The organism is Pseudomonas sp. AOB-7, from assembly GCF_003696305.1.
Taxonomy (GTDB): Bacteria; Pseudomonadota; Gammaproteobacteria; order Pseudomonadales; family Pseudomonadaceae; genus Aquipseudomonas.
The window spans coordinates 16745-41962 of the sequence record NZ_RFFK01000002.1 but is presented as its reverse complement, the minus strand read 5'-3'; the positions used below and the strand labels follow the sequence as shown (position 1 = coordinate 41962).

The window sequence follows — 25218 nt, the reverse complement described above, 5'->3', positions numbered from 1 at the left end:
GTAGCCCGTCGAGGCGCGCTAATGTAGTCGAATGTTTTCTCGATGGCAAATTTTTTTTCAGAAGATTCATGCGCTTAAGAGCAGGACGGGTCTTCGCCGCGGCGCTCGCCGAGCAGCTCGTCGAAGCGCATGTGGCCGAACAGCAGAAAACCCAGGGAGATGAACAGGCCGACGGAGAACAGGGCCAGCACGCCGAGCGGGTTGTGCAGCTGCGGGCGCTCGCCGATCAGCACCGAGACCAGCAGCAGGACGAGCGCCGCGGCGACGCAGAGGATGGACGACAACAGATTCATGGGTGACTCCTTCGATTCGCCGCCCACTCTAGTTACCGCCCCTAACCCTCGACCAATTGCCATCGGCCATCGCGGCAATAGGCGAAATCGCTGACCCGCCGGTCAGCCGCGGCGCTTTACCGCAGCGGTGCGGCTGAGTACCTTCTGCCCACATTCAGCCCCGCGGCCTTAATAAGGAAACTGCCATGAGCGACCTGATCAGCTACCAACTCGAAGACGGCATCGCCACCCTGACCCTGAGCAACGGCAAGGTCAACGCCATCTCCCCCGACGTGATCGCCGCCTTCAATGCCGCGCTGGACCGCGCCGAGCAGGATCGCGCCATCGTCATCGTCACCGGCCAGCCGGGCATCCTCTCCGGTGGCTACGACCTCAAGGTGATGACCTCCGGCCCGCAGAACGCGATCAACCTGGTGGCGGCCGGCTCGACCCTGGCGCGGCGCATGCTCGCCCACCCCTACCCGATCATCGTCGCCTGCCCGGGCCATGCGGTGGCCAAGGGCGCCTTCATCCTGCTGTCGGCCGACTACCGCATCGGCGTCGAGGGGCCGTTCAATATCGGCCTGAACGAGGTACAGATCGGCATGACCATGCACCACGTCGGCATCGAACTGGCGCGCGACCGCCTGCGCAAGTCGGCTTTCCACCGCTCGGTGATCAACGGCGAGATGTTCGATCCGCAGGGCGCGGTGGACGCCGGTTTCCTCGACAAGGTGGTGCCGGTCGGCGAGCTGATGGCCGTTGCCAACGCCGTGGCGCAGCAGATGAAGAAGATCAACATGACCGCGCACCGCAACACCAAGCTGAAAGTGCGCAAGGCGCTGCTGGAGACCTTGGACGCGGCCATCGAGCTGGACAAGCAGCATCTGATCTGAGGCCGTCCCGCTTTATCCGAGCCCGGCCTGATGCCGGGCTTTTTGTTGGCTATGCCCCGCTATGTGTCGATGCTCCGATCCGGCGTTTTTATGGCGCGGCCGGGGGCGCACCGTTTCAGCCGCGAATTTCGCGGATGAATCCGCTCCTACAGGGGCTGGCGACATTGTCTTTCTCTATCAGCAGCCCGGATGCAATCCGGGACGGCTGGCCTGACTTGAGTGTATCCCCGGATTGCATCCGGGCCACGGGCGAAGCGCCTGCTCCTAGGCGCCCAAGCCGCCGCGTTCGAGCAGATGACTCATCGCCGCCTTCAGCTTCATCGGCCGTACCGGCTTGTGCAGCAGGCTGTGGCCCAGCTCGCGCATCTGCTGCTTGAGCTCGTTGCTGTAGTTGGCGGTGATCATCAGCGCCGGTAGCGCAGCGCTGCGCCGGGCGTTGATCTGCGCCACCGCGTCGACGCCATTGCGTTCGTCGTCGAGGTGGTAGTCGGCGATCAGCAGGTCGGCCTCGGCGTGGTAGTTGTCCACCTGGCGCGCCAGGTCTTCCTCCGACAACGCCGTGACCACCCGGCAGCCCCAGCCTTCGAGCAGGGTGCGCATGCCGGCGCAGATCGCCGCGTCGTTATCCAGCACCCACACCCGCGCTCCGGAGAGGCGCTCGAGCAGCTGGTCCGGGCTGTCGTGCAGCGCCCGCGCCTTGGGCGCCAGGCGAGTCAGCGGCACCTCGACGGCGAACATCGAGCCCCTGCCCGGCTGCGAGGCCACGCGGATGCGGTGGCCGAGCATGCGCGCGATCTTGTCGACTATGGCCAGGCCCAGGCCGAGGCCGCGGTCCTGCTTGCGCTGCACCGTGTCGCCGCGCTTGAACTCCTGGAAGATCTCGCCGAGCTTGTCCGGTGCGATGCCGATGCCACTGTCCCAGACCTCGATCGACAGGCTGTTGCCGCGCCGCCGGCAGCCGAGCAGGATGCGCCCGCTGGCGGTGTAGCGGATGGCGTTGCTGAGGAAATTGCGCAGAATCCGCGCCAGCAACTGCACGTCGCTGCGTACCAGCGCCGAGCTGGGCAGGTAGTCCAGGCGCAGGCCCTCGCTGCGGGCGATCTGGTGGTATTCGGCGGCGAGGTTCTCCAGCAGCTCGCTGACGGCGAACGGCGCGATGTCCGGCTTGATCACCCCGGCGTCGAGCTTGGAAATGTCCACCAGGGTGCCGAGCAGGCTCTCGACGTCCTCCAGCGAGTTGCTGACGTTGCGCACCAGCGGCGCGCAGCCGGACAGGTCGTCCTTCTCCAGCAGCGCGCTGGTGAACAGCCGCGCGGCGTTGAGCGGCTGCAGCAGGTCGTGGCTGACCGCGGCGAGGAACTTGGTCTTGGACAGGTTGGCCTGTTCGGCCTCGCCCTTGGCCTCGCGCAGGCGCGCCGCCATCTGCGTGCGTTCGTCGATCTCGCGGCGCAGCTGCTCGTTGACCGTGGTCAGCTCGGCGGTGCGCTCGCGCACGCGCTGCTCCAGGTGCTGGTAGGCCTGGTGCAGCGCCTCGGCGGTGCGCCGGCGCTCGGTGATGTCGCGGATCAGCACGAAGATCCCCACCACCTCGCCGCTGGCCTGGCGGTTGGGCACGTAGGAACGCAGCATGTAGCGCTCCTGGCCGCTGTGGTTGGTTTCGGCGAACTCGAAGGTCACGCTCTCGCCGGACAGCGCCCGCTCGACGTAGGGTTCCAGGCGCCGGCAATGTTCCTCGCTGTGCACCTCGCGCAGGCTCTGGCCGAGCATGGCGCCGCGCGGCCAGCAGTACCACTCCTCGTAGACCTTGTTGGTGAACTCGTAGACCAGGTCGGCCGACAGGTAGGCGATCAGCGCCGGCACGTGGTCGGTGATCAGGCGGATCCAGCGCTCGCTGTCGCTCAGCGCCTGGGCCTGGCGGTGGCGCTCGGTGATGTCGGTGAAGGTGTTGACGAAGCCGCCGGTGGGCAGCGGATGGGTGCGCACCTCGAGCATGCGCCCGTCGAACAGACGCACCTCCACCTGGCGCAGCGGCTTGCCGGCGATATCGCGGCTGGCCGGGGTCAGCGGCTCCAGCTCGCTTTCGGCCATCACCTCGGCGAAGGGCCGATGCGCGCTGATCGGCGCCAGGCCGCAGAGTTCGAGGAAGCGGTGGTTCCACAGCTCCAGCGCGCCCTCGGCGTTGACCATGGCCATGCCCTGGGACAGGTTGTCCACCGCGCGCTGCAGCAGCCGCGATTTCTGCGCCAGGGCCTGTTCGCGGCGCAGCGCCTCGCTCTGCTTGACCTCGGTGATGTCGGTGTAGAGGATCACCAGCCCGCCCTCGCGGGTCGGCCGCTCGCTGACCTGCACCCAGCGCCCATCCTGCAGGCGGAACAGGCTCGGCTCGCCCTCCTTGCCCAGCTGCGCCTCCACCACCAGGCCGGTGCTGCGACTCAGGCGCCTGATCTCCTCCAGCCGAGTACCGGTGCCGATGCGCGCCCGGCTGCGCGCCCATAGCGCCTTGAAGCGGCTGTTGAACAGCACGATGCGCTGGCGGTCGTCGAACAGCACGAAGGCGTCGGAGATGCTCTCGATGGCGTCGATCAGGTGCTGGTGGGCGGTCTCGGCGCGCAGCCGCGCGTCGCTGAGCAGCTGGTTGCTGGATTTCAGTTCGGCCATCGCCTGGTTCAGCGCGTCGGTGCGCTCGCGCACCTGCTCGGCCAGTACCACCGAGTGCTGGAAGGCGGCGTAGGCATCGTCACCACGCGAGTGGATCGACTCCACCCGCTCGATCAGCGCGGCGTTGATCCGCCTGAGCTTGGCGTTCTCGCCTTCCAGCGCGGCCAGGCGCACCTGCAGCTCGGCGCCATCAGCCGCGACCAGGGCGGCCAATGGCGACTCCGGTGAAGGTCTGATTGATGTGCATGCCATTGAACTGCTCTCCGTAGGAGTTGAAGCCGATCACCCGCTGCCGACGCAGAAAGGCCGACACCGGCAGGCTGCCGCCGTCGTTCTCGATCTCCAGGCGGCGCAGGAAACAGTCGCAGCCGATGGTCAGCAGCAGCGGACCGAGGCGCTGCTCGAGGCCGGCGAACAGCTGCTCGAGATTCGGCAGCAGCGGCCCGGGGCGCATGGCGGTGAGGACGATGCCGTTCTCCACCGCGCAGTAGAAGCTCAGGCTGAGGTCGTCGTGCACCTGCTGGATCGAGCGCACGTAGTAGTGATCGCTGATGCGCACCGCCAGCGGATAGGCGGCGAACACCCGGTGGTCCAGGGCGTCGAGCGGCACGCCGATCAGCTCGGCGTATTCCTGCGCTGCCGGCGCGGCGTTGAGCTCGTAGACCCGCCGGCTGGCGCTGTCGGCGCGGGTCACCACCAGTTTCTCGCCGCTGGGCTGGATGTGGTGGGTGCTGAACACCTCGAAGTCGAGCCAGGTGTTGAACAGCACCACCACCGCGGCGCCGCTGTGAAAGCGCCCACCGTGGTAGACGTGGGTGTGGGTCAGGTGGTTGTCGTCGCCGGCCGAGCCGCCGAAGTGCGGGATGCTGCCCAGCGCCGCACTGAGCGCGCCGAGCACCAGCTCCTCGCGGCTGGACAGACCGTCGAGCAGGGTCAGGGCGAAGCTGTGGCCCTTGATCGAGGCCAGCTCGTTGCTTCGGCAGTCGCGCACCAGGCCGTCGACCAGCTGCTGCGCATCGAGCAGGTTGAAGCGCTCCATCTCGTCGATCAGCGCGCTGGCGATGGAGAAGCAGCGCAGGTCGAAGCCCAGCGCCACCACGCAGCCGCGGCCGTAGCCCTGCGGGGTGATCTCGCCGGCGCTGGTGCAGCCGACCAGGCTGACACCGCCGAAGTGCTGCTCCAGGGCCCGGCCGAGGGCTTCGAGGTCGTACTCGGCCGAGCAGAAGAACAGCACGAAGCCGAGGTAGGGATGGATCAGCTGGCGCGCCAGCTCCTGGGCGGCCTGCTCCACATCCTTTGCGCTGGAAACGGCGCTGAGCACGCCTTCCGACTGTTCCAAGGCCATAAGACGCCCCAATACACCTGCTGGATAGGGGGAAATTCTACGAAGCGGAGGATGGCTGCCCCATGCTACTTGAGTACTGGGTCGGGCCTTCCTAGGTAGGGTGTCGCGGGGCCGCCAGGCCGGGCGCAGCAGCGGTAACCGGGAACCTGGTGCGCACGGCGCATCTTACGAAGCGCAGGCAAAAAAAGACCGGGCAGCGGTCGCCCCCTGCCCGGCCCTGTGCAACGGTGTTTACCAGCTGAGCACGGCGCCCACGGCGAAGGTGTCGGTGTCCTCGTTCAGACCGCTGCCCTCGGCGGCATCGATCTCGTACTGGTTGTACTCGGCGACCAGCTTGAGGTTGTCGTTGATGGTGCGGAAGTAGGCCAGACCGCGGGTCTCGTAGTCGGCCGCCACGCCCAGGCCGTTGCCGTCGTCCTCGGTCTTGCCGTAGGACAGTGCCACGCGGTTCTTGCCCCAGGTGTAGGAGCCCTGCAGCAGGTAGCCGTCGCTGTCGATGTCGCGCAGGGTCGGCTCGCCCAGGTTGTTGGTGAAGAAGGGGTTGATGCCCTTGGCCTGGAAGCCCGAGCCGGTCAGCGAGAGGCCGCCGAACTTGGCCTGCACGCCGTAGCCGAGGCCCTTGGAGGTCACGGTATCGACGCTGTCGTCGGTGTTTTCCGAGGTCTGGTAGGCGCCGTTGACCCAGGTGTAGATGGTCGAACCACCCAGGTCGAACTGGTAGCTGACCTCCGATTCGAAACGCGGCTCTTCCTGGTAGGCCTTGCCCACGGCGCTGTCGTCGTTGGTGTCCACCGGGTCCATGATGCCGACCGCCAGGCGCAGGCCCTCGGCCAGGTGGTTGTTGCGGTAGGTGATCTGCGAGGTGGGGAACGGGTACGGATAGCCGGTACCAATGTTGCCGAAGGACACCCCGGTGCCGTCGACCAGGCCGAGGGTATCGGAGACGTTGCCGTAACCGGCCAGCAGTTCGTCGAGGAAGATGTTGGAGCGCGAGAACAGGCCGAAGTCCTTGCCCACCAGCACCTCGCCCCACTCCGGGTTGGCCACGGTGCCGTAGAACTGGCGCACGTCGATGGCGGTGTCGGTGCCGTTCTGCTCGCTGTCGTTGATGGTCACCCAGAACGAGGAACGCCCGCCGAGCTTGAGATCGTCGATCTGCTTGCCGAAGTTGAAGCCGATCCAGTTGGGCAGAAAGCCCATCTTCACCCGCGACTGGCGGCGGTCGAACTGCTCGCCTTCGCGATCCACGTCGCTGTTGACGTAGAAGGCGTTGATGTAGCCGTCGGTGGAGAAGGTGGTGTCGTCCTGGTCGTACAGGACGATCTCGGCGGCGGCCTGCTGGGCACCGGCCAGGGCGACGGCCGCAGTCAAGGCAAGGGGCAGAAACCGGGGGTTGGCGATCTTCTTGTTGTGCATAACGCTCTCCGCTTGAGTGGCGACCGCCAGGGCAGTCAGGTCGGAGGCGATTATCGAAAGGCGCCGGGAGCGGCCATACGCTGCCTTGGCAGCGTTTGCCCGCTGCTTTGGCGCGCCCTGCCCGACTTGCCCCGGGCGGCCCGCGACCGACCCGCTACCGGTAGCGGGCGAAAGGTCGTAGTACCGGGACAATCCTTGGGCGTAGAAGCGCGAGGCGCACCGACTACCGGCGGCAAACCCTAAGGTGCGCCGCGCGCCGCGAAGACCATCGAAAAGAAGGGGAAAGAAAAAGGCTATTTCTGCGTTAAGTGTTGGGAGTGGGTGCAAAGGCCCGTAGGGTGGGCTTTAGCCCACCACCGGTGGTTGGCGTGGGCTAAAGCGGATCGCCGCCCGGCCCACAGGCCCCCGAGCCTTCCTTGGAGCCCTAGTAACGGCTAGCAGGGGCATAGCCAAGAAATGCACGCTTAGACGTGCGGCCCTGGTCCACTGGCCAGTACGCGCCAGTGGCCGCTTTGCAACAACTGCGCATAAGCCGCCTGCAGCTCGTCCGGCGTCAACTCGGCCAGCGCCTGGCGCACCCGTTGCGGGTGCGCCTCGCTCAGCCCGGCCAGCTGCAGCTGCCACAACTGTTCGGCGCGGGCCAGGTTGCTCTTGGGCGGGCGCAGGGCCTGCGCCAGCTCGTCGCGGCAGCGGGCGAACTCCGCCACCGACAGCGCGGCGAGACGCTGGCGCTGCTGATCGAGAAAGGCGTGGATATGCTCAAAGATGCCGGCCGCCTCGCACACCGGCGACTGCAGGGCGAACAGCAGCGCGCGCTCGCCCTGCACCTGGCGATAGCCGGCAAACAGCGCATAGCCCAGTTGCAGCTCGCCGCGCAGGCGGCGGTAGAAGGCCCCCTGCAACAGCTGCCCGAGCAGGCGCCAGGCCGCCTCGCGGCCGGCATCGGCATCCGGCAATGGGCACAGCAGCACCAGCGCCGCCTCGCTGCCCGGCTGCTCCACCTCGCGCCACAGCAGCTCGTGGTTTCGCGCTGCTAGCGGTTGCCCGGCGGGCAAGGGTTCGACCACGGCGAACAGCGCGTCGAGCTGCGCCCGCTCGCCCGGCCCCAGGCCCACGCTCAGCCCCTGCAGACCGCCGTCACTGTCGCCGCCGCCCAGCTGCGGCAAGCGCTGCAGCAACTGGCGCAGCAGCAGGCCGCTGGTGGCCGGTTCGGCCGCCTCGGTTGGCGGCGCCAGCAACAGCGGCAACAGCCGCGCGCTGCAAGCCGGCAGCAAGGCCGCGGCGCCCTGCAGCGCCAGGCTCCAGCCGCCTGGCTGTACCTCAAGCTGCAGGGCGATGCCCAGGCGTTCGCAGCCACGTTGCAGATCGGCGATGCGTGCCTGCAGCAGGGCCTGCAGCTCGCCAGGCCCATGCTGCCCGGCCACCTCGCCGCACCAATGCAGCGCCGCCGGCCCGCCAGCGGCCGCGCCGGGATGGTGACGCAAGCGCGCGAGCGGCAGGCTGGGCGAGGCCGCCTCGGGCAGCGCCAGCAGCGATTCGACCGGTGCCAGCCCCACGCTCAGCTGCGCTGCAGGCAGCTCGCGCGCCGGCAATGCGGCCAGCGGCAACGCCAGGCCGGTGGCCGGCCACGGCGGTCGCGCCTGGTTGTCGCACGCCAGCTCGATCAGCCCAGTGCCGCCGGCCAGCTGGGCGAGCAAGGCGCTCAGGGTGTGCAGCAGGCGGGCGTCGTCCAGCTCCGCTTCGGCGTCCTGCAGGCTGCGCGCCAAGGCCAGCGGCCCCATGCCGAACTGGCGCAAGGCCTGGGCCTGACGCCAGTCGGCCAGACGCACCGGCCAGGCGGGGTCGCCCCGCACCTGGCGCAGCCAGCCCAGCAGTTCGGCGATCAGCGCGGCGCCCCGCTCCGCTGCGGTGCAGTCCAGGCGCAGCAGGCACTGCCCGGCGTGGCAGTACAGCACTCGCGCCCGCAACTGCCGGCACAGCCGCGCCTGGCGCAGGCCGGCGAGCAGCCCGCCAGGCGCCGGGTCCTGCAGCACGTCCAGCAGCAGCGCCAGCGCCGACGCCAGGCCGGGTTCGCTCAGTTGCACGGCAAAGCCCAGGTGCAGCGCTGCGGCGCGCTGCTGCAGACCCAGGCGCGGCGCCCGCAGCGGCAGCATGGGCGGCGGGGATTCGCCGATGGTCGGCGAGTCGGCAGCGGGCAACTGCGCCAGCAGGGCCTCACCGATGGCCAGCAAGTCTTCCGGCGACTGCGGCCCGACCAGCGTCAGGCGCATGTTGCCGGCCTGGTAATGACGCCGGTGATAGCCGTGCAGCGCCTGCTGAAAGGCGGCCTGCTCGACAGCCAGGCTGGCGCGATCACCGGCGAGGAAGTCGCCGCAGCGGTGCCCCGCCGCCAGCGCCTGGCCCAGGGCGTGCTCGATGCGGCTGTCGGCGTCGGTGCTGCGCGCCTGGTATTCGGCCTGCAGCACTTCGCGCTCGCGCAGCTGCGCGGCGCTGTCCAGCAGCGGCCGGCACAGCATGTCGAACAGGCGCGCCAGCGCCGGCTGCAGGCGCTCGGCCGGCAGCTCGCAGAGGAAATCGGTATGGCGCGCCTGGGTCGAGGCGTTGACCTGGCCGCCGCAGCCCTGGGCATAGGCCATCAGCCCCTGTTCGGGGCCGTAGTCGCGGCTGCCGAGAAACAGCAGGTGCTCGAGAAAATGCGCCAGCCCCGGATAGGCGACCGGCTCGTCGTGACTGCCCGCCGCCACCCGCAGGCAGATGCCGGCCCGCTCGGCCCAGGGCTGCTGCGCCACGTCCAGCGTGGCGCCATTGCGCAGGCGCAGGCGGTGGCGGCCGGCGGAGAAAGAAGGTGAAACGCCATGCATCGCAGCTACTCGGGGCAGTCCGCGCCCAGAGTCGCCCCGGCGCGAGGCGCCGGCAATGCTGCTTTCGCCCGGCCCGACCGGCACTTTGGTCGTAGGGGCGAGCCAGCGCGCAACGCGGCTACTGCTGCTGCACCTGCAGCAGCGGCGCCACCTGCACCAGGGCGTGCATCTGCTCGCCGCCACCGCCGCGGCGCATGCCGCGTACCGGGCAGGCGTCGAGGTAATCCAGGCCGACCGCCAGCTTGAGGTGGCGCTCCGGCTTGGCCAGGCAGTTGGTCACGTCGAAGCTGTACCAGGCGCCGTCCAGCCAGGCTTCGGCCCAGGCGTGGCTGGCCAGGTGCGCGGCGTTGTCGGTGTACAGGTAGCCGGACACGTAGCGCGCCGGCACGCCCAGGCTGCGCGCGCAGGCGAGGAAGGCGTGGGTGTGGTCCTGGCACACGCCGCGGCGCCCGGCGAAGGCTTCGGCGGCGCTGGTGTCGACCGCGGTGATCCCCGGCTGGTAGGCGATATGGGCGTTGAGCGCGTGCATCAGCTCGATCAGCGCGTTGCGGTCGCTGCGCGCCTTGCTCTGCTGGCTGGCGAACTCGCGCAGGGCGTCGTCGGCCTCGGTCAGGCGAGTGAAACGCAGGAACGGCAGCGCCGACTGGCGTTCGTGTTCGGCCTCGCGCGCCTCGTCGATATCGACCTGGCCACGGGCGCCGATGACGATGGCCTCGTGCGGCTCGTCGAGGGTCAGCACATGGAGGATATTGCCGTAGGGGTCGAGCTGCGCACGCACCGGGCGCGGCAGGTCGAGCTGCCAGCTGAGCACCTGCTGGCGCTCGCTGTCGTGCGGGGTCAGGCGCAGGTACTGGATGCTCGCGCGCACCTGGTCGTCGTAGCGGTAGGTGGTGTCGTGGCTGATCGAGAGTCTCATGCGACCTCCAGGTAGGACGTGTGGATGGTGTTGCCCAGCTGGCGCACCAACAGGATGAAGTCGGTGAGCCAGGCGTGCAGGCCTTCGCCGAGCACTTCGTCGATGCCGGTGTAGCGCAGCCGCGCATCCAGCTCGGCGGCCAGGCGCTGCGCCGAGCGGCCGTTGTCGCCGGGCAGGCCGGCGAGCATCAGGTTGAGTTCCTCCATGCAGGCGCGCAGCGACCGCGGCACCTCGGGGCGCAGCAGCAGCAGTTCGGCGACCTTGCGCGTGCGCGGCGAGCCGCGGTAGATCTCGGCGAAGGCCTCGGACGACGACAGCGCACGCAGCAGCGCATTCCACTGGTAGTAGCTGCGCGCGGTGCGTTCTTCCAGCTCGTCGATCTCCTCGCCGAGCATCTCGTAGCGCGCATCGAGCAGGCGCAGGGTGTTGTCGGCGCGTTCGATGAAGGTGCCCAGGCGGATGAAGCGGTAGGCCTCGCCGCGCATGATGGTGCCGAAGGTGGCGCCGCGGAACAGGTGCGAGCGCTCCTTGACCCACTCGCAGAAGCGGCTGATGCCGTAGCGGCCCAGGCCCTGCTCGGCGATGCCGCGCACCTCCAGCCAGGTGGCGTTGATGTTCTCCCACATGTCCGCGGTGATCCGCCCGCGCACCGCGTGGGCGTTGGCCCGCGCGGCCTGCAGGCAGCAGTAGATGCTCGCCGGGTTGCTCGCGTCGAGGGCGAAGAAGTGCAGCATGCGCTCGGCGTGCAGCGGGCCGTGACATTCCAGGTAGGCGTCCAGGGTGCCGGTGATCAGCAGCGGCATGGCCAGTTCATCGAGGCCGTCGCCGCGGCCGTCCTGCGGCATCAGCGACAGCGAGTAGCTGACGTCGAGCATGCGCGCGAGGTTCTCGGCGCGCTCCAGGTAGCGCGACATCCAGTACAGATCGGAGGCAGTTCTCGACAGCATGTTCAGTCCTCCACCACCCAGGTGTCCTTGGTCCCGCCGCCCTGCGACGAGTTGACCACCAGCGAGCCTTCGCGCAGCGCCACGCGGGTCAGGCCACCGGGCACCAGACGGGTTTCGCGCCCGGACAGGACGAAGGGGCGCAGGTCGATATGGCGCGGGGCGATGCCGCGCTCGACGAAGGTCGGGCAGGTCGACAGGCTCAGCGTCGGCTGGGCGATATAGGCCTCGGGCTTGGCCATCAGCCGCGCGCGGAAGGCCTCGATCTCGGCCTTGCTCGCCGCCGGCCCGACCAGCATGCCGTAGCCGCCGGAGCCCTGGGTTTCCTTGACCACCAGCTCGGGCAGGTGGGCCAGCACGTGGGACAGTTCCTCCGGCTTGCGGCACTGCCAGGTCGGCACGTTGTTCAGGATGGGCTCCTCGTCCAGGTAGAAGCGGATCATGTCGCCGACGAAGGGGTAGACCGACTTGTCGTCCGCCACCCCGGTGCCGATGGCGTTGGCCAGCACCACGTTGCGCGAGCGGTAGGCGGCCAGCAGGCCGGGCACGCCGAGCATGGAGTCGGGGTTGAAGGCCAGCGGGTCGAGGAAGGCGTCGTCGAGGCGGCGGTAGATCACGTCGACCTGGCGGGCACCGGCGGTGGTGCGCATGTACACCTTGTCGTCGCGGACGAACAGGTCGGCGCCCTCCACCAACTCCACGCCCATCTCGCGGGCGAGGAAGGCGTGCTCGAAGTAGGCGCTGTTGAAGCGCCCCGGGGTCAGCACCACCACCGTGGGGTTGTCCAGCGCACTGGAGCTCTTCAGGGTGTCGAGCAGCAGGTTCGGGTAGTGGTCCACCGGCGCCACGCGCTGCGCGGCGAACAGCTCGGGGAACAGGCGCATCATCATCTTGCGGTCTTCGAGCATGTAGCTGACGCCGCTGGGGGTGCGCAGGTTGTCTTCCAGCACGTAGTAGCTGCCGTCGCCGTCGCGCACCAGGTCGACCCCGGCGATGTGCGCGTAGATGTCGCGGTGCAGGTCGAGGCCCTGCATGGCCATCTGATAGCCCTCGTTGGCCAGCACCTGCTCGGCCGGGATGATGCCGGCCTTGATGATGCGCTGGTCGTGGTAGAGGTCGGCGAGGAACAGGTTGAGCGCCTGCACGCGCTGGATGCAGCCGCGCTCGACCATGCGCCATTCGCTCATCGGAATGCTGCGCGGGACGATGTCGAAGGGGATCAGGCGCTCGGTGCCCTGATCGTCGCCATAGAGGGTGAAGGTGATGCCGGCGCGGTGGAACAGCAGGTCGGCTTCGCGGCGGCGCTGGGCCAGCAGTTCGTCCGGCGTCTCTGCCAGCCAGCGGGCAAATTCACGGTAGTGCGGGCGGACTGCGCCGCTCGCGTCGTACATCTCGTCATAAAAGGTGCGGGCCATGCCGTACTCCTTGTCACCCGGACTTGCAGGGAGCTTTGCAAGGCCCGAGCCAGCGAAGTAATTCCTTTTATTTCAATGGCTTGACAAAAAAACCCGAGCCCCGCGCACCAACGAGGTGCAACGCCGTGACCCACGGGTCGCACGCCGCCCCGTTAGGTGGCAGCTGCCTTGTCTATGAGGCAGATAGGCAGAAGCGATTTCCCCGCAGCCGGCGCACTGCCCATACTCGCCGGCAGTTGTCGCCGCCGAGCCGGAGCCGATTGACTGCGGCGGTTCGGCCCAGGCGACTTGCGCCAGGCCACGCAAGGCCAGCAGCGCACGCCCTCTCTCCTGGTCGAAGTCTTCGACCGATGTTCTGCACCGCCCGTATGGGCGGTTTTTTTTGCCCGGGTAGCCGCTATGGCTGGTACGCGCGGCGCTCCACCAGGCCGCCTCTTTCGCAACTAAAGCCGCGGCTGCGACGCCCCGGCAAGAAAGTCCGCCACCGCCTGCGCCGCGTCGGCCAGGTGCTGCTCATGACTGCAGCCCGAGCTTTTCAGCGGCTTGAGGTCGTGGTCGGCTGCCGTCAGCCAGTGCAGGCGGATCGCCGGCGCCAGGGCATAGCCGGCCACCGCCTCACGATTGCCCAGGGCGTCGCGCTCGCCCTGCACGATCAGCGTCTTGGTGCGCAGCTCGGCCAGGTGCGCGACCCGCGGTTTTTCCGGCTTGCCGGCGGCGTAGAAGGGATAGCCCAGGCAGACCAGGGCGTCAGCGCCCAGTTCGTCGGCCAGCAGACTGGCCATGCGCCCGCCCATCGACTTACCGCCGATGGCCAGCGGCCCTGCGACCTGTTGGCGCACCCGGGCATGCACATCGCGCCATTGCTGCAGCAGTTGCGCCTGTGGATTGGGCGGGCGTTGCTTGCCGTCCACACGCCGCGCGGCCATGTAGGCGAACTCGAAGCGCACTACTGCAATGCCGCGCGCGACAAGGCCTCTGGCCATCTGCTGCATGAACTCGCTGTCCATCGGTGCCCCGGCGCCGTGGGCGAGGATCAGCGTCGCGCGCGCCTCGCCCGCCGGCCTGTCCCACAGCCAGGGCAGCCCCTGCGCGCATTGATCGGCGTCAATAAACCCGGATGGCCCTTTGCTCATGCTTGCCTCGCGTCGATATCCGTGGCGGTCGTGGCTTGCTCATGCCTGCGCACGCCAGGGTTATCGGCCGCTCTGCCATAACCGTGGATGGAAACCCAGACATGAACACAACAACCCGTTCCGCCTACAACTACAGGGTGGTTCGCCAGTTCGCCATTATGACGGTGGTTTGGGGCATCGTCGGCATGGGACTCGGCGTTTTCATCGCCGCCCAGCTGGCCTGGCCCGACCTCAACCTGAACCTGCCGTGGACCAGCTTCGGCCGCCTGCGGCCGCTGCACACCAACGCGGTGATCTTCGCCTTCGGCGGCTGCGCGCTGTTCGCCACCAGCTACTACGCGGTACAGCGCACCAGCCAGGCCGCGCTGTTCGCGCCCAAGCTGGCCGCCTTCACCTTCTGGGGCTGGCAACTGGTGATCGTCCTGGCCGCCATCAGCCTGCCGCTGGGCTGGACCAGCTCCAAGGAATACGCCGAACTGGAATGGCCGATCGACCTCCTCATCACGGTGGTCTGGGTCGCCTACGCCATCGTCTTCTTCGGCACCATCGTCAAGCGCAAGGTCAGCCACATCTACGTGGGCAACTGGTTCTTCGGCGGTTTCATCCTCACCGTGGCGATCCTGCACGTGGTCAACAACCTGGAGATCCCGGTGACCCTGACCAAGTCCTACTCGCTGTACGCCGGCGCCACCGACGCGATGATCCAGTGGTGGTACGGCCACAATGCCGTGGGCTTCTTCCTCACTGCCGGCTTCCTCGGGATGATGTACTACTTCGTGCCCAAGCAGGCCGAACGCCCGGTCTACTCCTACCGCCTGTCCATCGTCCACTTCTGGGCGCTGATCGCGGTGTACATCTGGGCCGGCCCGCACCACCTGCACTACACCGCCCTGCCGGACTGGGCGCAGAGCCTCGGCATGGTGATGTCGCTGATCCTCCTGGCGCCGAGCTGGGGCGGCATGATCAACGGCATGATGACCCTCTCCGGGGCCTGGCATAAGCTGCGCACCGACCCGATCCTGCGCTTTCTGGTGGTGTCGCTGGCGTTCTACGGCATGAGCACCTTCGAGGGCCCGATGATGGCGATCAAGACCGTCAACGCCCTGTCGCACTACACCGACTGGACCATCGGCCACGTCCACGCCGGCGCGCTCGGCTGGGTCGCCATGGTGTCGATCGGCTCGCTCTATCACCTGATTCCCAAGGTGTTCGGCCGCGAGCAGATGCACAGCGTCGCCCTGATCAACGCCCACTTCTGGCTGGCCACCATCGGCACCGTGCTGTACATCGCCTCGATGTGGGTCAACGGCATCACCCAGGGCCTGATGTGGCGCGCGGTGAACGAGGACGGCACCCTCACCTACTCCTTCGTCGAGGCACTGGAAGCCAGCCACCCCGGCTTCGTGGTGCGGGTGATCGGCGGCGCCATCTTCTTCGTCGGCATGCTGCTGATGGCCTGGAACACCTGGCTGACCGTACGCGCGGCAAAACCGGCCGAGGTGCAAGCCGCCGCGCAGTTCTCGGTTGAAGGAGCGCACTGATGAAACACGAGATTCTCGAGAAAAACATCGGCCTGATGGCCCTGGTGATGATCCTCGCGGTGAGCATCGGCGGCCTGACGCAGATCGTCCCGCTGTTCTTCCAGGACGTCACCAACGAGCCGGTGGAGGGCCTCAAGCCCTACACCGCGCTGCAGCTGGAAGGTCGCGATATCTACATCAAGGAAGGCTGCGTCGGCTGCCACTCGCAGATGATCCGTCCGTTCCGCGCCGAGACCGAGCGCTACGGCCACTACTCCGTCGCTGGCGAAAGCGCCTGGGACCACCCCTTCCTGTGGGGCTCCAAGCGCACCGGCCCGGATCTGGCACGGGTCGGCGGCCGCTACTCGGACGAGTGGCACCGCGCGCACCTGTACAACCCGCGCAACGTCGTGCCCGAGTCGAAGATGCCGTCCTACCCCTGGCTGGTGGAGAACAAGCTCGACGGCCAGGACACCGCCAAGAAGATGAGCGCCCTGCGCACCCTCGGCGTGCCCTACAGCGACGCGGATATCGCCGGCGCTGGCGAGGCAGTGAAGGGCAAGAGCGAGATGGACGCCCTGGTCGCCTATCTCCAGGTGCTCGGCACCGCCGTGAAGAACAAGAGGTGAGCGCCATGTTCGAGCTGATCGATGTCGGCACCCTGCGCGGTCTGGGCACCGCCCTGGTACTGATCGCCTTCACCGCCGTGACCCTCTGGGCCTACAGCGGCAAACGCCGCGACGCCTTCGCCGCTGCGGCCAACCTGCCCTTCGCCGACGAAGCCAAGCCCGCCGTTTCGAGGACTGACGCATGACCCCCTTCTGGAGCTGGTACATCACCCTGCTGACCATCGGCACCCTGGTCGCCCTGTTCTGGCTGATCTTCGCCACCCGCAAGAGCGAGGTGCACAAGAACCCCACCGAGCATACCATGGGCCATGCCTTCGACGGCATCGAGGAGTACGACAACCCGCTGCCCAAGTGGTGGTTCATGCTGTTCCTCGGCACCCTGCTGTTCTCCATCGCCTACCTGCTGCTCTACCCCGGCCTGGGCAACTTCAGGGGCTGGCTGCCGGGCTACGAAGGCGGCTGGACCCAGGTCGCCCAGTGGCAGCGCGAGATGGACCGCGCCGACGAGGAGTACGGGCCGATCTTCGCCAAGTTCGCCTCCATGCCCATCGAGGAAGTAGCCAAGGACGAGCAGGCGCTGAAGATGGGCGGCCGCCTGTTCGCCTCCAACTGCTCGGTCTGCCACGGCTCCGACGCCAAGGGCAGCTACGGCTTCCCCAACCTGGCCGACGGCAGCTGGCGCTGGGGCGGCGCGGCGGAGACGATCAAGACCAGCATCCTCAAGGGCCGCATCGGCATGATGCCGGCGCAAGGTCCGGCCATCGGCGAGGACGGCGTGCGCAACGTCGCCGCCTACGTCCTCAGCGAGCTGGGCGGCCGCGAGCTGCCGGACGATGCGCAGGCCGACATCGCCGCCGGCCAGCAGATCTTCGCCAGCACCTGCTCGGCGTGCCATGGCCAGGACGGCAGCGGCATGGCGCTGATGGGCGCGCCCAACCTGCGTCAGCCCGGCGCCTTTATCTACGGCAGCAGCTTCGCCCAACTGCAGCAGACCATCCGCTACGGCCGCAGCGGCAACATGCCCGCCCAGGAAGACTTCCTCGGCAACGACAAGGCCCACCTGCTGGCCGCCTACGTGCTCAAGCTGAGCCAGGGCGACGCCGAGTAACCCTCAGCCTGCCGGCGACCGCAAGCGGGTCGCCGGCCCTTCCTTTATATGTCTGCGACCCAGTGTCGCACCCGCCGACCAATAGCCCGGCAATTCCCTTGAACTGGGCTAAGCTGCCTTTCAGTCGCCATCTGCCACAACTCCAAGGCGATCCCTTCTTAGCGCCGCGCAAACTGGTTGCGCAAAAGTCTGCCAACGCCACTACCGAGGCCCCGGCCAAGGCACGCGAAAGGCTCTGAAACCCTAATCGCGTCGGTATGTTGCGTTGCAATGGCTACCTGCTTTCTCCATACTTGCCGCCGATTTTTGCCCCATAAAACTCCATTAACCGTGGAACCCCTAGCATGAGCACAGCAATCAGTCAGACTGCTTATAACTATAAGGTGGTCCGCCAGTTCGCCATTATGACGGTGATCTGGGGGGTCATTGGGATGGGTCTAGGTGTGTTCATCGCCGCACAACTCGTGTGGCCGGAACTCAACCTGAACCTTCCGTGGACCAGCTTCGGCCGTCTGCGCCCGCTGCACACCAACGCGGTGATCTTCGCCTTCGGCGGATGCGCACTGTTCGCCACCTCGTACTACGTGGTTCAGCGCACCTGCCAGGCGCGCCTGATCTCCGACGGTCTGGCTGCCTTCACCTTCTGGGGTTGGCAAGCGGTGATCGTGCTCGCCGTGATCACCCTGCCCATGGGCTACACCAGCTCCAAGGAATACGCCGAGCTGGAGTGGCCGATCGACATCCTCCTGGGCGTGGTCTGGGTGACCTACCTGGTGGTGTTCTTCGGCACCATCGTCAAGCGTCGGACCAAGCACATCTATGTGGGCAACTGGTTCTTCGGCGCCTTCATCCTGGTCACCGCCATGCTGCACATCGTCAACAGCATGGAAATGCCGGTCAGCCTGTTCAAGTCGTACTCCATGTACGCCGGCGCCACCGACGCGATGATCCAGTGGTGGTACGGCCACAACGCCGTGGGCTTCTTCCTGACCACCGGCTTCCTCGGCATGATGTACTACTTCGTACCCAAGCAGGCCGAGCGTCCGATCTACTCCTACCGCCTGTCCATCGTGCACTTCTGGGCGCTGATCACCCTGTACATCTGGGCCGGTCCGCACCACCTGCACTACACCGCGCTGCCGGACTGGGCCCAGTCCCTGGGCATGGCCATGTCGGTGATTCTGCTAGCACCGAGCTGGGGCGGCATGATCAACGGCATGATGAGCCTGTCCGGCGCCTGGCATAAGCTGCGCACCGACCCGATCCTGCGCTTCCTGGTCGTTTCCCTGGCGTTCTACGGCATGTCGACCTTCGAAGGCCCGATGATGGCGATCAAGACCGTCAACGCCCTGTCGCACTACACCGACTGGACCATCGGCCACGTCCACGCCGGCGCGCTCGGCTGGGTCGCGATGATCTCCATCGGCTCGCTCTATCACCTGATCCCGAAGGTGTTCGGCCGCGAGCAGATGCACAGCGTCGGCCTGATCAACGCCCACTTCTGGCTCGCCACCATCGGCACCGTGCTGTACATCGCCTCGATGTGGGTCAACGGCATCACCCAGGGCCTGATGTGGCGCGCGGTGAACGAGGACGGCACCCTCACCTACTCCTTCGTCGAAGCGCTGGAAGCCAGCCACCCCGGCTACATCGTGCGCATGATCGGCGGCGCCTTCTTCGTCACCGGCATGCTGTTGATGGCCTACAACACCTACCGCACCGTGCGTGCCGCCAAGCCGGCTGAATACGAAGCGGCTGCGCAGTTCACCGCGGGGAGCGCTCACTGATGAAACACGAAATCATCGAGAAGAATATCGGCCTGATGGCGCTGCTGATGGTGATCGCCGTCAGCATCGGCGGCCTGACCCAGATCGTCCCGCTGTTCTTCCAGGACGTCACCAACGAGCCGGTGGAGGGCCTCAAGCCCTACACCGCGCTGCAGCTGGAAGGTCGCGATATCTACATCAAGGAAGGCTGCGTCGGCTGCCACTCGCAGATGATCCGTCCGTTCCGCGCCGAGACCGAGCGCTACGGCCACTACTCCGTCGCTGGCGAAAGCGTTTGGGATCACCCCTTCCTGTGGGGCTCCAAGCGTACCGGCCCGGACCTGGCCCGCGTCGGCGGCCGCTACTCGGACGAGTGGCACCGCGCCCACCTGTACAACCCGCGCAACGTCGTGCCCGAGTCGAAGATGCCCGCCTACCCCTGGCTGGTGGAGAACAAGCTCGACGGCCGCGACACCGCGAAGAAGATGGAAGTCATGCGTGGCTTCGGCATCCCCTACAGCGACGAGGACATCGCCGGCGCCAAGGATGCGGTGAAAGGCAAGACCGAAATGGACGCGCTGGTCTCGTACCTGCAGGTTCTCGGCACTTCCATCAAGAACAAACGGTAAAACGCTATGGACATCGGGATGATTCGCGGCATCGGCACGGCGGTGGTGTTCATCGCCTTCATCGGCGTGGTGCTCTGGGCCTACAGCAGCAAGCGCAAGTCCAGCTTCGACGAGGCTGCCAACCTGCCCTTCGCCGACGAGCCCGAGTCCAAGCGCGACCAAGACTCTTCCAGGAGCAATAACCAATGACCACGTTCTGGAGTTGGTACGTAACCATTCTGTCTCTGGGCACCATCTTCGCCCTGACCTGGCTGATCTTCGGCACCCGCAAGGGCCAGCGCCAGGAGACCACCGAGGAAACCGTCGGCCATGCCTTCGACGGCATCGAGGAGTATGACAACCCGCTGCCCAAGTGGTGGTTCATGCTGTTCGTCGCCACCATCGTCTTCGCCCTGGGCTACCTGGCCCTGTATCCGGGCCTGGGCAACTGGAAAGGCGTGCTGCCGGGCTACGACTACGTCGACAGCGACAAGCAGACCCCCTTCGCTGCTGGCGTACAGATCGCCGACGGCTCCATGCGTCACACTGGCTGGACCGGCGTGCACCAGTGGGAAAAGGAAATGGCGCGTGCCGACGAGCAATACGGCCCGCTGTTCGCCAAATACGCCGCCATGCCGATCGAGGAAGTGGCCAAGGACGAACAAGCCCTGAAAATGGGCGGTCGCCTGTTCGCCTCCAACTGCTCGGTCTGCCACGGCTCCGACGCCAAGGGCAGCTACGGTTTCCCCAACCTGACCGACAGCGAATGGCGCTGGGGCGGCGAGCCGGAAACCATCAAGACCACCATCCTCGCTGGCCGCCAGGGCGCCATGCCGGCCCAGGGCCCGGCCATCGGCGAAGACGGCGTGCGCAACGTTGCCGCCTACGTCCTCACCGAGCTGGCCGGTCGTGAGCTGCCGGAAGGCGTGGAAGCCGATATCGAAGCGGGCCAGAAGGTCTTCGCCGGTACCTGCTTCGCCTGCCATGGTGCAGACGGCAAGGGTACCGCAGCCATGGGCGCGCCCAACCTGACCAACCCGGCAGCCTTCATCTACGGCAGCAGCTACGCGCAACTGCAGCAGAGCATTCGCTACGGCCGTCACGGCAACATGCCGGCCCAGGAAGAATTCCTCGGCAATGACAAGGTGCACCTGCTGGCTGCCTACGTGTACAGCCTGTCGCACAAGGCACAAGAGCAGTAATCGCAGCACGACTCTTTTGACAAGGGTCAATGAACGCCCGGGTCGCGACCGCTGGTCGCACCCGGGCGTTGTCTTTCAGGCGTACCATATAGCTACCGTGAATTGACCCTGACCGGCATGTATCGGCCCGGGCTGCCAACCAACCGCTTTGGTATGCATTGATGAGCGAACAGATTCCCGTCCAGGACGTCACCCCTCCTTCTGCCAAGAATGCCAGCGTCGATCTCTACGCCAGCCGCGAGAAGATCTACACCCGCGCGTTCACTGGCCTGTTTCGTAATCTGCGACTCGCTGGCGGCGCCCTGCTCTTCCTGCTGTTCTTCGGCACCGTGTGGCTGAACTGGGAAGGTCGCCAGGCCGTGTGGTGGAATCTGCCGGAGCGCAAGTTCCACATCTTCGGCGCCACTTACTGGCCGCAGGACTTCATGCTGCTGTCCTGGCTGCTGATCATCTGCGCCTTCGGCCTGTTCTTCATCACCGTGTTCGCCGGTCGCGTCTGGTGCGGCTACACCTGCCCGCAGAGCGTGTTCACCTGGGTATTCATGTGGGCCGAGAAGGTCACCGAGGGTGACCGCAACCAGCGCATGAAGCTGGACAAGCAGCCCATGAGCGGCGCGAAACTCGGGCGCAAGGCGGCCAAGCACGGTATCTGGGTTGGCGTCTCGCTGCTCACCGCGATCACCTTCGTCGGCTATTTCACGCCGATTCGCGAACTGGTGATCGAGATCTTCACCGGTGAAGCCAGCGGCTGGGCCTATTTCTGGACCGGCTTCTTCACCCTCGCCACCTACGGCAACGCTGGCTACCTGCGCGAGCAGGTGTGCATCTACATGTGCCCCTATGCGCGCTTCCAGAGCGTGATGTTCGACCAGGACACCCTGATCGTTTCCTACGACCCGCGCCGCGGCGAGAGCCGCGGCCCGCGCAAGAAGGACGCCGACTACAAGGCCCAGGGCCTGGGCGACTGCATCGACTGCAAGATGTGCGTGCAGGTCTGCCCCACCGGCATCGACATCCGCGACGGCCTGCAGATCGAGTGCATCGGCTGCGCCGCCTGCATCGACGCCTGCGACAGCATCATGGAGAAGATGAACTACCCCAAGGGGCTGATCAGCTACACAACCGAACACAATCTTTCCGGGCACAAGACCCACCTGCTGCGCCCGCGGCTGATAGGCTACGCCGTCGCGCTGCTGGCGATGATCGGCCTGTTCGCCTGGGCCGTGGCCAATCGCCCGCTGGTGGAGCTGGATGTACTCAAGGACCGCGTGCTGTTCCGTGAGAACGAGCGCGGCCATATCGAGAACGTCTACACCCTGAAGATCATGAACAAGGCGCAGCGCGACATGACCTACGTGATCACTGCCGACGGCCTCGACGGCCTGGTCTACGAAGGCAAGCGCGAAGTGCGGGCCCTGGCTGGCGAGGTGTATTCCTTCCCGGTCGAGCTGTCCATCGCACCGGAGAAGCTGCCGTCGAGCGCCAACAACATCGTCTTCCACGTACAATCGGCAGACGACCCCAGTATCAAGAACGACGCCGACAGCCGCTTCATCGGCCCAAGCGTCCGCTGACAACGGAAAACGCATGACCGAGCAAACCCCATCGCCAGTCAAACCCTGGTACAAGCAGTTCTGGCCCTGGTTCATCCTGTTCCTGCTGGGCTACTCGGTAGTGCAGGGCCTGACCCTGCTCACCATCGCCACGAAGAATCCGCCAGGGCTGATCTCCGACGACTATTACGATGTCGGCAAGGGCATCAACCAGTCGCTGGAGCGCGAAAAATTGGCCGAGCGCCTGCAATTGCATGGCGAGCTGGTGCTGGACAACACCACCGGCGTCGCCACCCTGTCGTTGGAGGGCAACAGCAGACCGCAGCAGATCGTGCTCAACCTGATCTCGCCGACCCAGCCGGAGCGCGACCGCCGCGTGATCCTGCAGCCGGCCGCTGACGGCCAGTACCGTGGGCAGATGGTCGATGAAGTCAGCGGTCGCCGCTTCGTCGAGTTGCTCGGCCAGGAAGGCAGCCAGAACTGGCGTCTGTTCGAGGAAGAGAACATCAGCGGCGGCCAGACCATCATGATCGGTGACAACCCCTCCTACTGACCCAGCCGATGCCCACCCCCACTCCCTGCTATCACTGTGGCCTGCCGGTGCCTACCGGCAGCCAGTTCCGTGCCGACGTACTCGGCCAGACCCGCGAAATGTGTTGCCCCGGCTGCCAGGCCGTGGCCGAAGCCATCGTCGCTGGCGGCCTGGAGCATTACTACAGCCATCGCAGCGAGAACGCGGCCAACCCGCAGGCACTACCCGCCGCCCTGCCGGATGAACTGGCGCTGTATGACCGCAGCGATGTGCAGCAGCCCTTCGTCCAGCACGAGGGCGAACTGAGCGAAACCCAGCTGCTGATCGAAGGCATCAGTTGCGCCGCCTGTGGCTGGCTGATCGAGAAGCATCTGCGCGGCGTGCCGGGTGTCGCCGAAGCGCACCTGAATCTGTCCAATCACCGCTTGCAGGTGCGCTGGCAGGACAGCCAGATCGCGCTGAGCAAGCTGCTCGCCGAACTGCGCCGCATCGGTTACGCCGCCCACCCCTGGCGCGCCGACGAGGCCGCCGAGCGCATGGCCGCGGAAAACCGTCGACGCATGCGCGAGCTGGGCGTGGCCGGGTTGCTGTGGATGCAGGTGATGATGGCGACCATGGCCACCTGGCCGGAATTCAACATCGACCTGTCGCCGGAGCTGGACAAGATACTGCGCTGGACCAGCCTGTTTCTCACCACGCCCATCGTCTTCTACTGCTGCGGTCAGTTCTTCCGCGGTGCCCTGCGCGACCTGCGTACCCGCCATCTGACCATGGACGTGTCGGTCTCGCTGGCCATCGGCGGTGCCTACGTGGCCGGCATCTGGTCAACCATCACCGGCCAGGGCGAACTGTATTTCGACGCCGTGGGCATGTTCGCCCTGTTCTTGCTCGCCGGACGCTACCTGGAGCGCCGTGCACGAGAACGCACAGCCGCCGCTACGGCGCAGTTGGTCAAGCTGCTGCCGGCCTCCTGCCTGCGCCTGAGCGACGACGGCCAGAGCCAGCGCATCCTGCTCAGCGAGCTGCGCGAAGGTGAGCAGGTGCTGGTGCAACCCGGCTCGCTGATTCCCGCCGACGGGCGCATCCTCGCCGGCCAATCCAGTGTCGACGAATCGCTGCTCACCGGCGAGTACCTGCCGCTGCCACGCGGCATCGGCGACAGCGTTACCGCTGGCACGCTGAACGTCGAAGGCCCGCTGACCGTCGAAGTGCAGGCGCTGGGCGATGCCACGCGCCTTTCGGCCATCGTGCGTTTGCTGGATAGGGCTCAGAGCGAAAAACCACGCCTGGCGGAAATCGCCGACCGCGTGTCGCAATGGTTCCTGCTGTTCATCCTGATCGCTGCCGCCGTGGTCGGTTTCGCCTGGTGGGAGATCGACTCCAGCCGCGCCTTCTGGGTCGTGCTCGCCCTGCTCGTGGCCACCTGCCCCTGCGCCCTGGCCCTGGCCACCCCGACTGCGCTGACCACCGCCACCGGCACCCTGCACAAGCTGGGCATGCTGCTGACGCGCGGCCATGTGCTAGAAGGCCTGAACCAGATCGACACCCTGGTGCTCGACAAGACCGGCACCCTGACCGAGGGCCGTCTGACGCTCAGGGCCATCCAGCCGCTGCGCGAGCTGGACCAGGACGCCTGCCTGGCGCTGGCCGCGGCCCTGGAGAACCGCTCCGAGCACCCCATCGCCCGCGCCTTCGGCCAGGCACCGCGCGCCGCCGAGTCGGTCGACAGCCATCCTGGCCAGGGCCTGCAGGGCCGCGTCGACGGCCGTCTGCTGCGCATCGGCGAGGCCAGCTTCGTCTGCGCCCTGAGCGGCCAAACCGTGCCGTCGATTGCCGGCGAGCACGGCCAATGGCTGCTGCTAGGCGATGAACAAGGGCCGCTGGCCTGGTTCGTGCTCGACGACCGCCTGCGCGAGGATGCGCCCGAGCTGATCGCCGCCGCTCGCACCCGTGGCTGGCAGATCCACCTGCTGTCCGGCGACAGCTCGCCGATGGTTGGCGAGGTGGCTCGCCAGCTGGGCATCGAGGATGCCCGCGGCGGCCTGACCCCGGATGCCAAGCTGGCGGTGCTCAAGCAGCTGCACGGCGCCGGTCGCCGCGTGCTGATGCTCGGCGACGGGGTCAACGACGTGCCGGTGCTGGCCGCCGCCGACATCAGCGTGGCCATGGGCTCGGCCTCGGACCTGGCCAAGACCAGCGCCGATGCGGTGCTGCTGTCCAACCGCCTGGGCAGCCTGGTGCAGGGCCTGACCCTGGCCAAGCGCACGCGGCGCATCATCGTCGAGAACCTAACCTGGGCCACCCTGTACAATGGCCTGGTCCTGCCCTTCGCCGCCCTCGGCTGGATCACGCCGATCTGGGCCGCGGTGGGCATGTCGCTCAGCTCGCTGCTGGTGGTGCTCAATGCGCTGCGCCTGAGCCGCCCCCCGAACACCTAGGTGCGA

General features: G+C 66.9%; 21 protein-coding genes. 12 read left to right on the top strand and 9 right to left on the bottom strand.

From position 1 onward, the window contains the following. Window positions 1–74: 74 nt before the first annotated feature. Window positions 75–293, bottom strand: coding sequence for a hypothetical protein (locus EA796_RS04595; protein WP_122107710.1), 219 nt, complete (start codon window positions 291–293; stop codon window positions 75–77). Window positions 294–478: 185 nt separating this feature from the next. Between EA796_RS04595 and EA796_RS04590 the strand changes: the two genes are divergently transcribed. Then, window positions 479–1168, top strand: coding sequence for a crotonase/enoyl-CoA hydratase family protein (locus tag EA796_RS04590; RefSeq protein WP_122107709.1), 690 nt, complete (start codon window positions 479–481; stop codon window positions 1166–1168). A 264-nt stretch (window positions 1169–1432) separates the two neighbouring features. On the opposite strand, the gene nahK is transcribed toward EA796_RS04590, so the two are convergent. From nahK to EA796_RS04550, 8 genes are all read right to left on the bottom strand, one after another. Then, complete coding sequence (gene nahK, locus EA796_RS04585) at window positions 1433–4078, bottom strand: hybrid sensor histidine kinase/response regulator NahK/ErcS' (RefSeq protein WP_178082532.1); 2646 nt, start codon at window positions 4076–4078, stop codon at window positions 1433–1435. Beyond that, window positions 4017–5171, bottom strand: a complete 1155-nt coding sequence (nosP, locus tag EA796_RS04580) for a nitric oxide-sensing protein NosP (protein WP_122107707.1) — start codon at window positions 5169–5171, stop codon at window positions 4017–4019. The genes nahK and nosP overlap by 62 nt, the downstream gene beginning before the upstream one ends. A gap of 231 nt (window positions 5172–5402) precedes the next feature. Then, on the bottom strand, window positions 5403–6587 hold the full coding sequence (locus tag EA796_RS04575) for a porin (RefSeq protein ID WP_021444928.1): 1185 nt from the start codon (window positions 6585–6587) through the stop codon (window positions 5403–5405). A gap of 464 nt (window positions 6588–7051) precedes the next feature. After that, window positions 7052–9448, bottom strand: coding sequence for a pyrroloquinoline quinone biosynthesis protein PqqF (pqqF, locus tag EA796_RS04570; RefSeq protein WP_122107706.1), 2397 nt, complete (start codon window positions 9446–9448; stop codon window positions 7052–7054). Between the two features lie 118 nt (window positions 9449–9566). Continuing rightward, window positions 9567–10364, bottom strand: a complete 798-nt coding sequence (locus tag EA796_RS04565) for a transglutaminase family protein (RefSeq protein ID WP_021442849.1) — start codon at window positions 10362–10364, stop codon at window positions 9567–9569. Continuing rightward, window positions 10361–11311, bottom strand: a complete 951-nt coding sequence (locus EA796_RS04560) for an alpha-E domain-containing protein (protein ID WP_122107705.1) — start codon at window positions 11309–11311, stop codon at window positions 10361–10363. Before EA796_RS04560 ends, EA796_RS04565 begins: the two co-directional genes overlap by 4 nt. 2 nt (window positions 11312–11313) lie before the next feature. Continuing rightward, entirely contained in the window at window positions 11314–12723 is a 1410-nt protein-coding gene (locus tag EA796_RS04555) for a circularly permuted type 2 ATP-grasp protein (RefSeq protein WP_021442851.1), read from the bottom strand. A 443-nt stretch (window positions 12724–13166) separates the two neighbouring features. Beyond that, window positions 13167–13856 carry an alpha/beta family hydrolase gene (locus EA796_RS04550; RefSeq protein WP_371921456.1) on the bottom strand — a complete coding sequence of 230 codons (690 nt, stop codon included), beginning with the start codon at window positions 13854–13856 and terminating at the stop codon, window positions 13167–13169. A 101-nt stretch (window positions 13857–13957) separates the two neighbouring features. On the opposite strand from EA796_RS04550, the gene ccoN (EA796_RS04545) reads away from it, so the two are divergent. The 11 genes from ccoN (EA796_RS04545) to EA796_RS04495 all read left to right on the top strand — a co-directional run bounded on the left by ccoN (EA796_RS04545) (window position 13958) and on the right by EA796_RS04495 (window position 25212). Then, window positions 13958–15397 (top strand): cytochrome-c oxidase, cbb3-type subunit I, encoded by a 1440-nt coding sequence (gene ccoN, locus EA796_RS04545; RefSeq protein WP_122107704.1) that lies wholly within the window; start codon window positions 13958–13960, stop codon window positions 15395–15397. Continuing rightward, window positions 15397–16005 (top strand): cytochrome-c oxidase, cbb3-type subunit II, encoded by a 609-nt coding sequence (gene ccoO, locus EA796_RS04540; RefSeq protein WP_122107703.1) that lies wholly within the window; start codon window positions 15397–15399, stop codon window positions 16003–16005. The genes ccoN (EA796_RS04545) and ccoO (EA796_RS04540) overlap by 1 nt, the downstream gene beginning before the upstream one ends. A gap of 5 nt (window positions 16006–16010) precedes the next feature. Next, a complete protein-coding gene (locus EA796_RS04535; RefSeq protein WP_021442855.1) occupies window positions 16011–16190 on the top strand; it encodes a CcoQ/FixQ family Cbb3-type cytochrome c oxidase assembly chaperone in 180 nt (59 codons plus the stop codon). Continuing rightward, window positions 16187–17113, top strand: a complete 927-nt coding sequence (gene ccoP, locus EA796_RS04530; protein ID WP_122107702.1) for a cytochrome-c oxidase, cbb3-type subunit III — start codon at window positions 16187–16189, stop codon at window positions 17111–17113. Before EA796_RS04535 ends, ccoP (EA796_RS04530) begins: the two co-directional genes overlap by 4 nt. A 344-nt stretch (window positions 17114–17457) precedes the next feature. Further along, window positions 17458–18900, top strand: a complete 1443-nt coding sequence (gene ccoN / locus EA796_RS04525) for a cytochrome-c oxidase, cbb3-type subunit I (protein WP_031302835.1) — start codon at window positions 17458–17460, stop codon at window positions 18898–18900. Then, a complete protein-coding gene (gene ccoO, locus EA796_RS04520) occupies window positions 18900–19508 on the top strand; it encodes a cytochrome-c oxidase, cbb3-type subunit II (protein WP_122107701.1) in 609 nt (202 codons plus the stop codon). The genes ccoN (EA796_RS04525) and ccoO (EA796_RS04520) overlap by 1 nt, the downstream gene beginning before the upstream one ends. Window positions 19509–19514: 6 nt before the next feature. After that, complete coding sequence (locus EA796_RS04515) at window positions 19515–19697, top strand: CcoQ/FixQ family Cbb3-type cytochrome c oxidase assembly chaperone (protein ID WP_021442859.1); 183 nt, start codon at window positions 19515–19517, stop codon at window positions 19695–19697. Next, the gene (ccoP, locus tag EA796_RS04510; protein ID WP_122107700.1) at window positions 19694–20689 is read left to right on the top strand and encodes a cytochrome-c oxidase, cbb3-type subunit III; all 996 of its coding nucleotides are present in this window, start codon (window positions 19694–19696) and stop codon (window positions 20687–20689) included. Before EA796_RS04515 ends, ccoP (EA796_RS04510) begins: the two co-directional genes overlap by 4 nt. Window positions 20690–20850: 161 nt before the next feature. Continuing rightward, window positions 20851–22263: a cytochrome c oxidase accessory protein CcoG gene (gene ccoG / locus EA796_RS04505; protein ID WP_122107699.1), complete on the top strand. Its 1413-nt coding sequence runs from the start codon at window positions 20851–20853 to the stop codon at window positions 22261–22263. A gap of 13 nt (window positions 22264–22276) precedes the next feature. Next, window positions 22277–22795 (top strand): FixH family protein, encoded by a 519-nt coding sequence (locus EA796_RS04500; protein WP_064494669.1) that lies wholly within the window; start codon window positions 22277–22279, stop codon window positions 22793–22795. A gap of 8 nt (window positions 22796–22803) precedes the next feature. Further along, window positions 22804–25212 (top strand): heavy metal translocating P-type ATPase, encoded by a 2409-nt coding sequence (locus EA796_RS04495; protein ID WP_122107698.1) that lies wholly within the window; start codon window positions 22804–22806, stop codon window positions 25210–25212. Window positions 25213–25218: the final 6 nt, after the last annotated feature.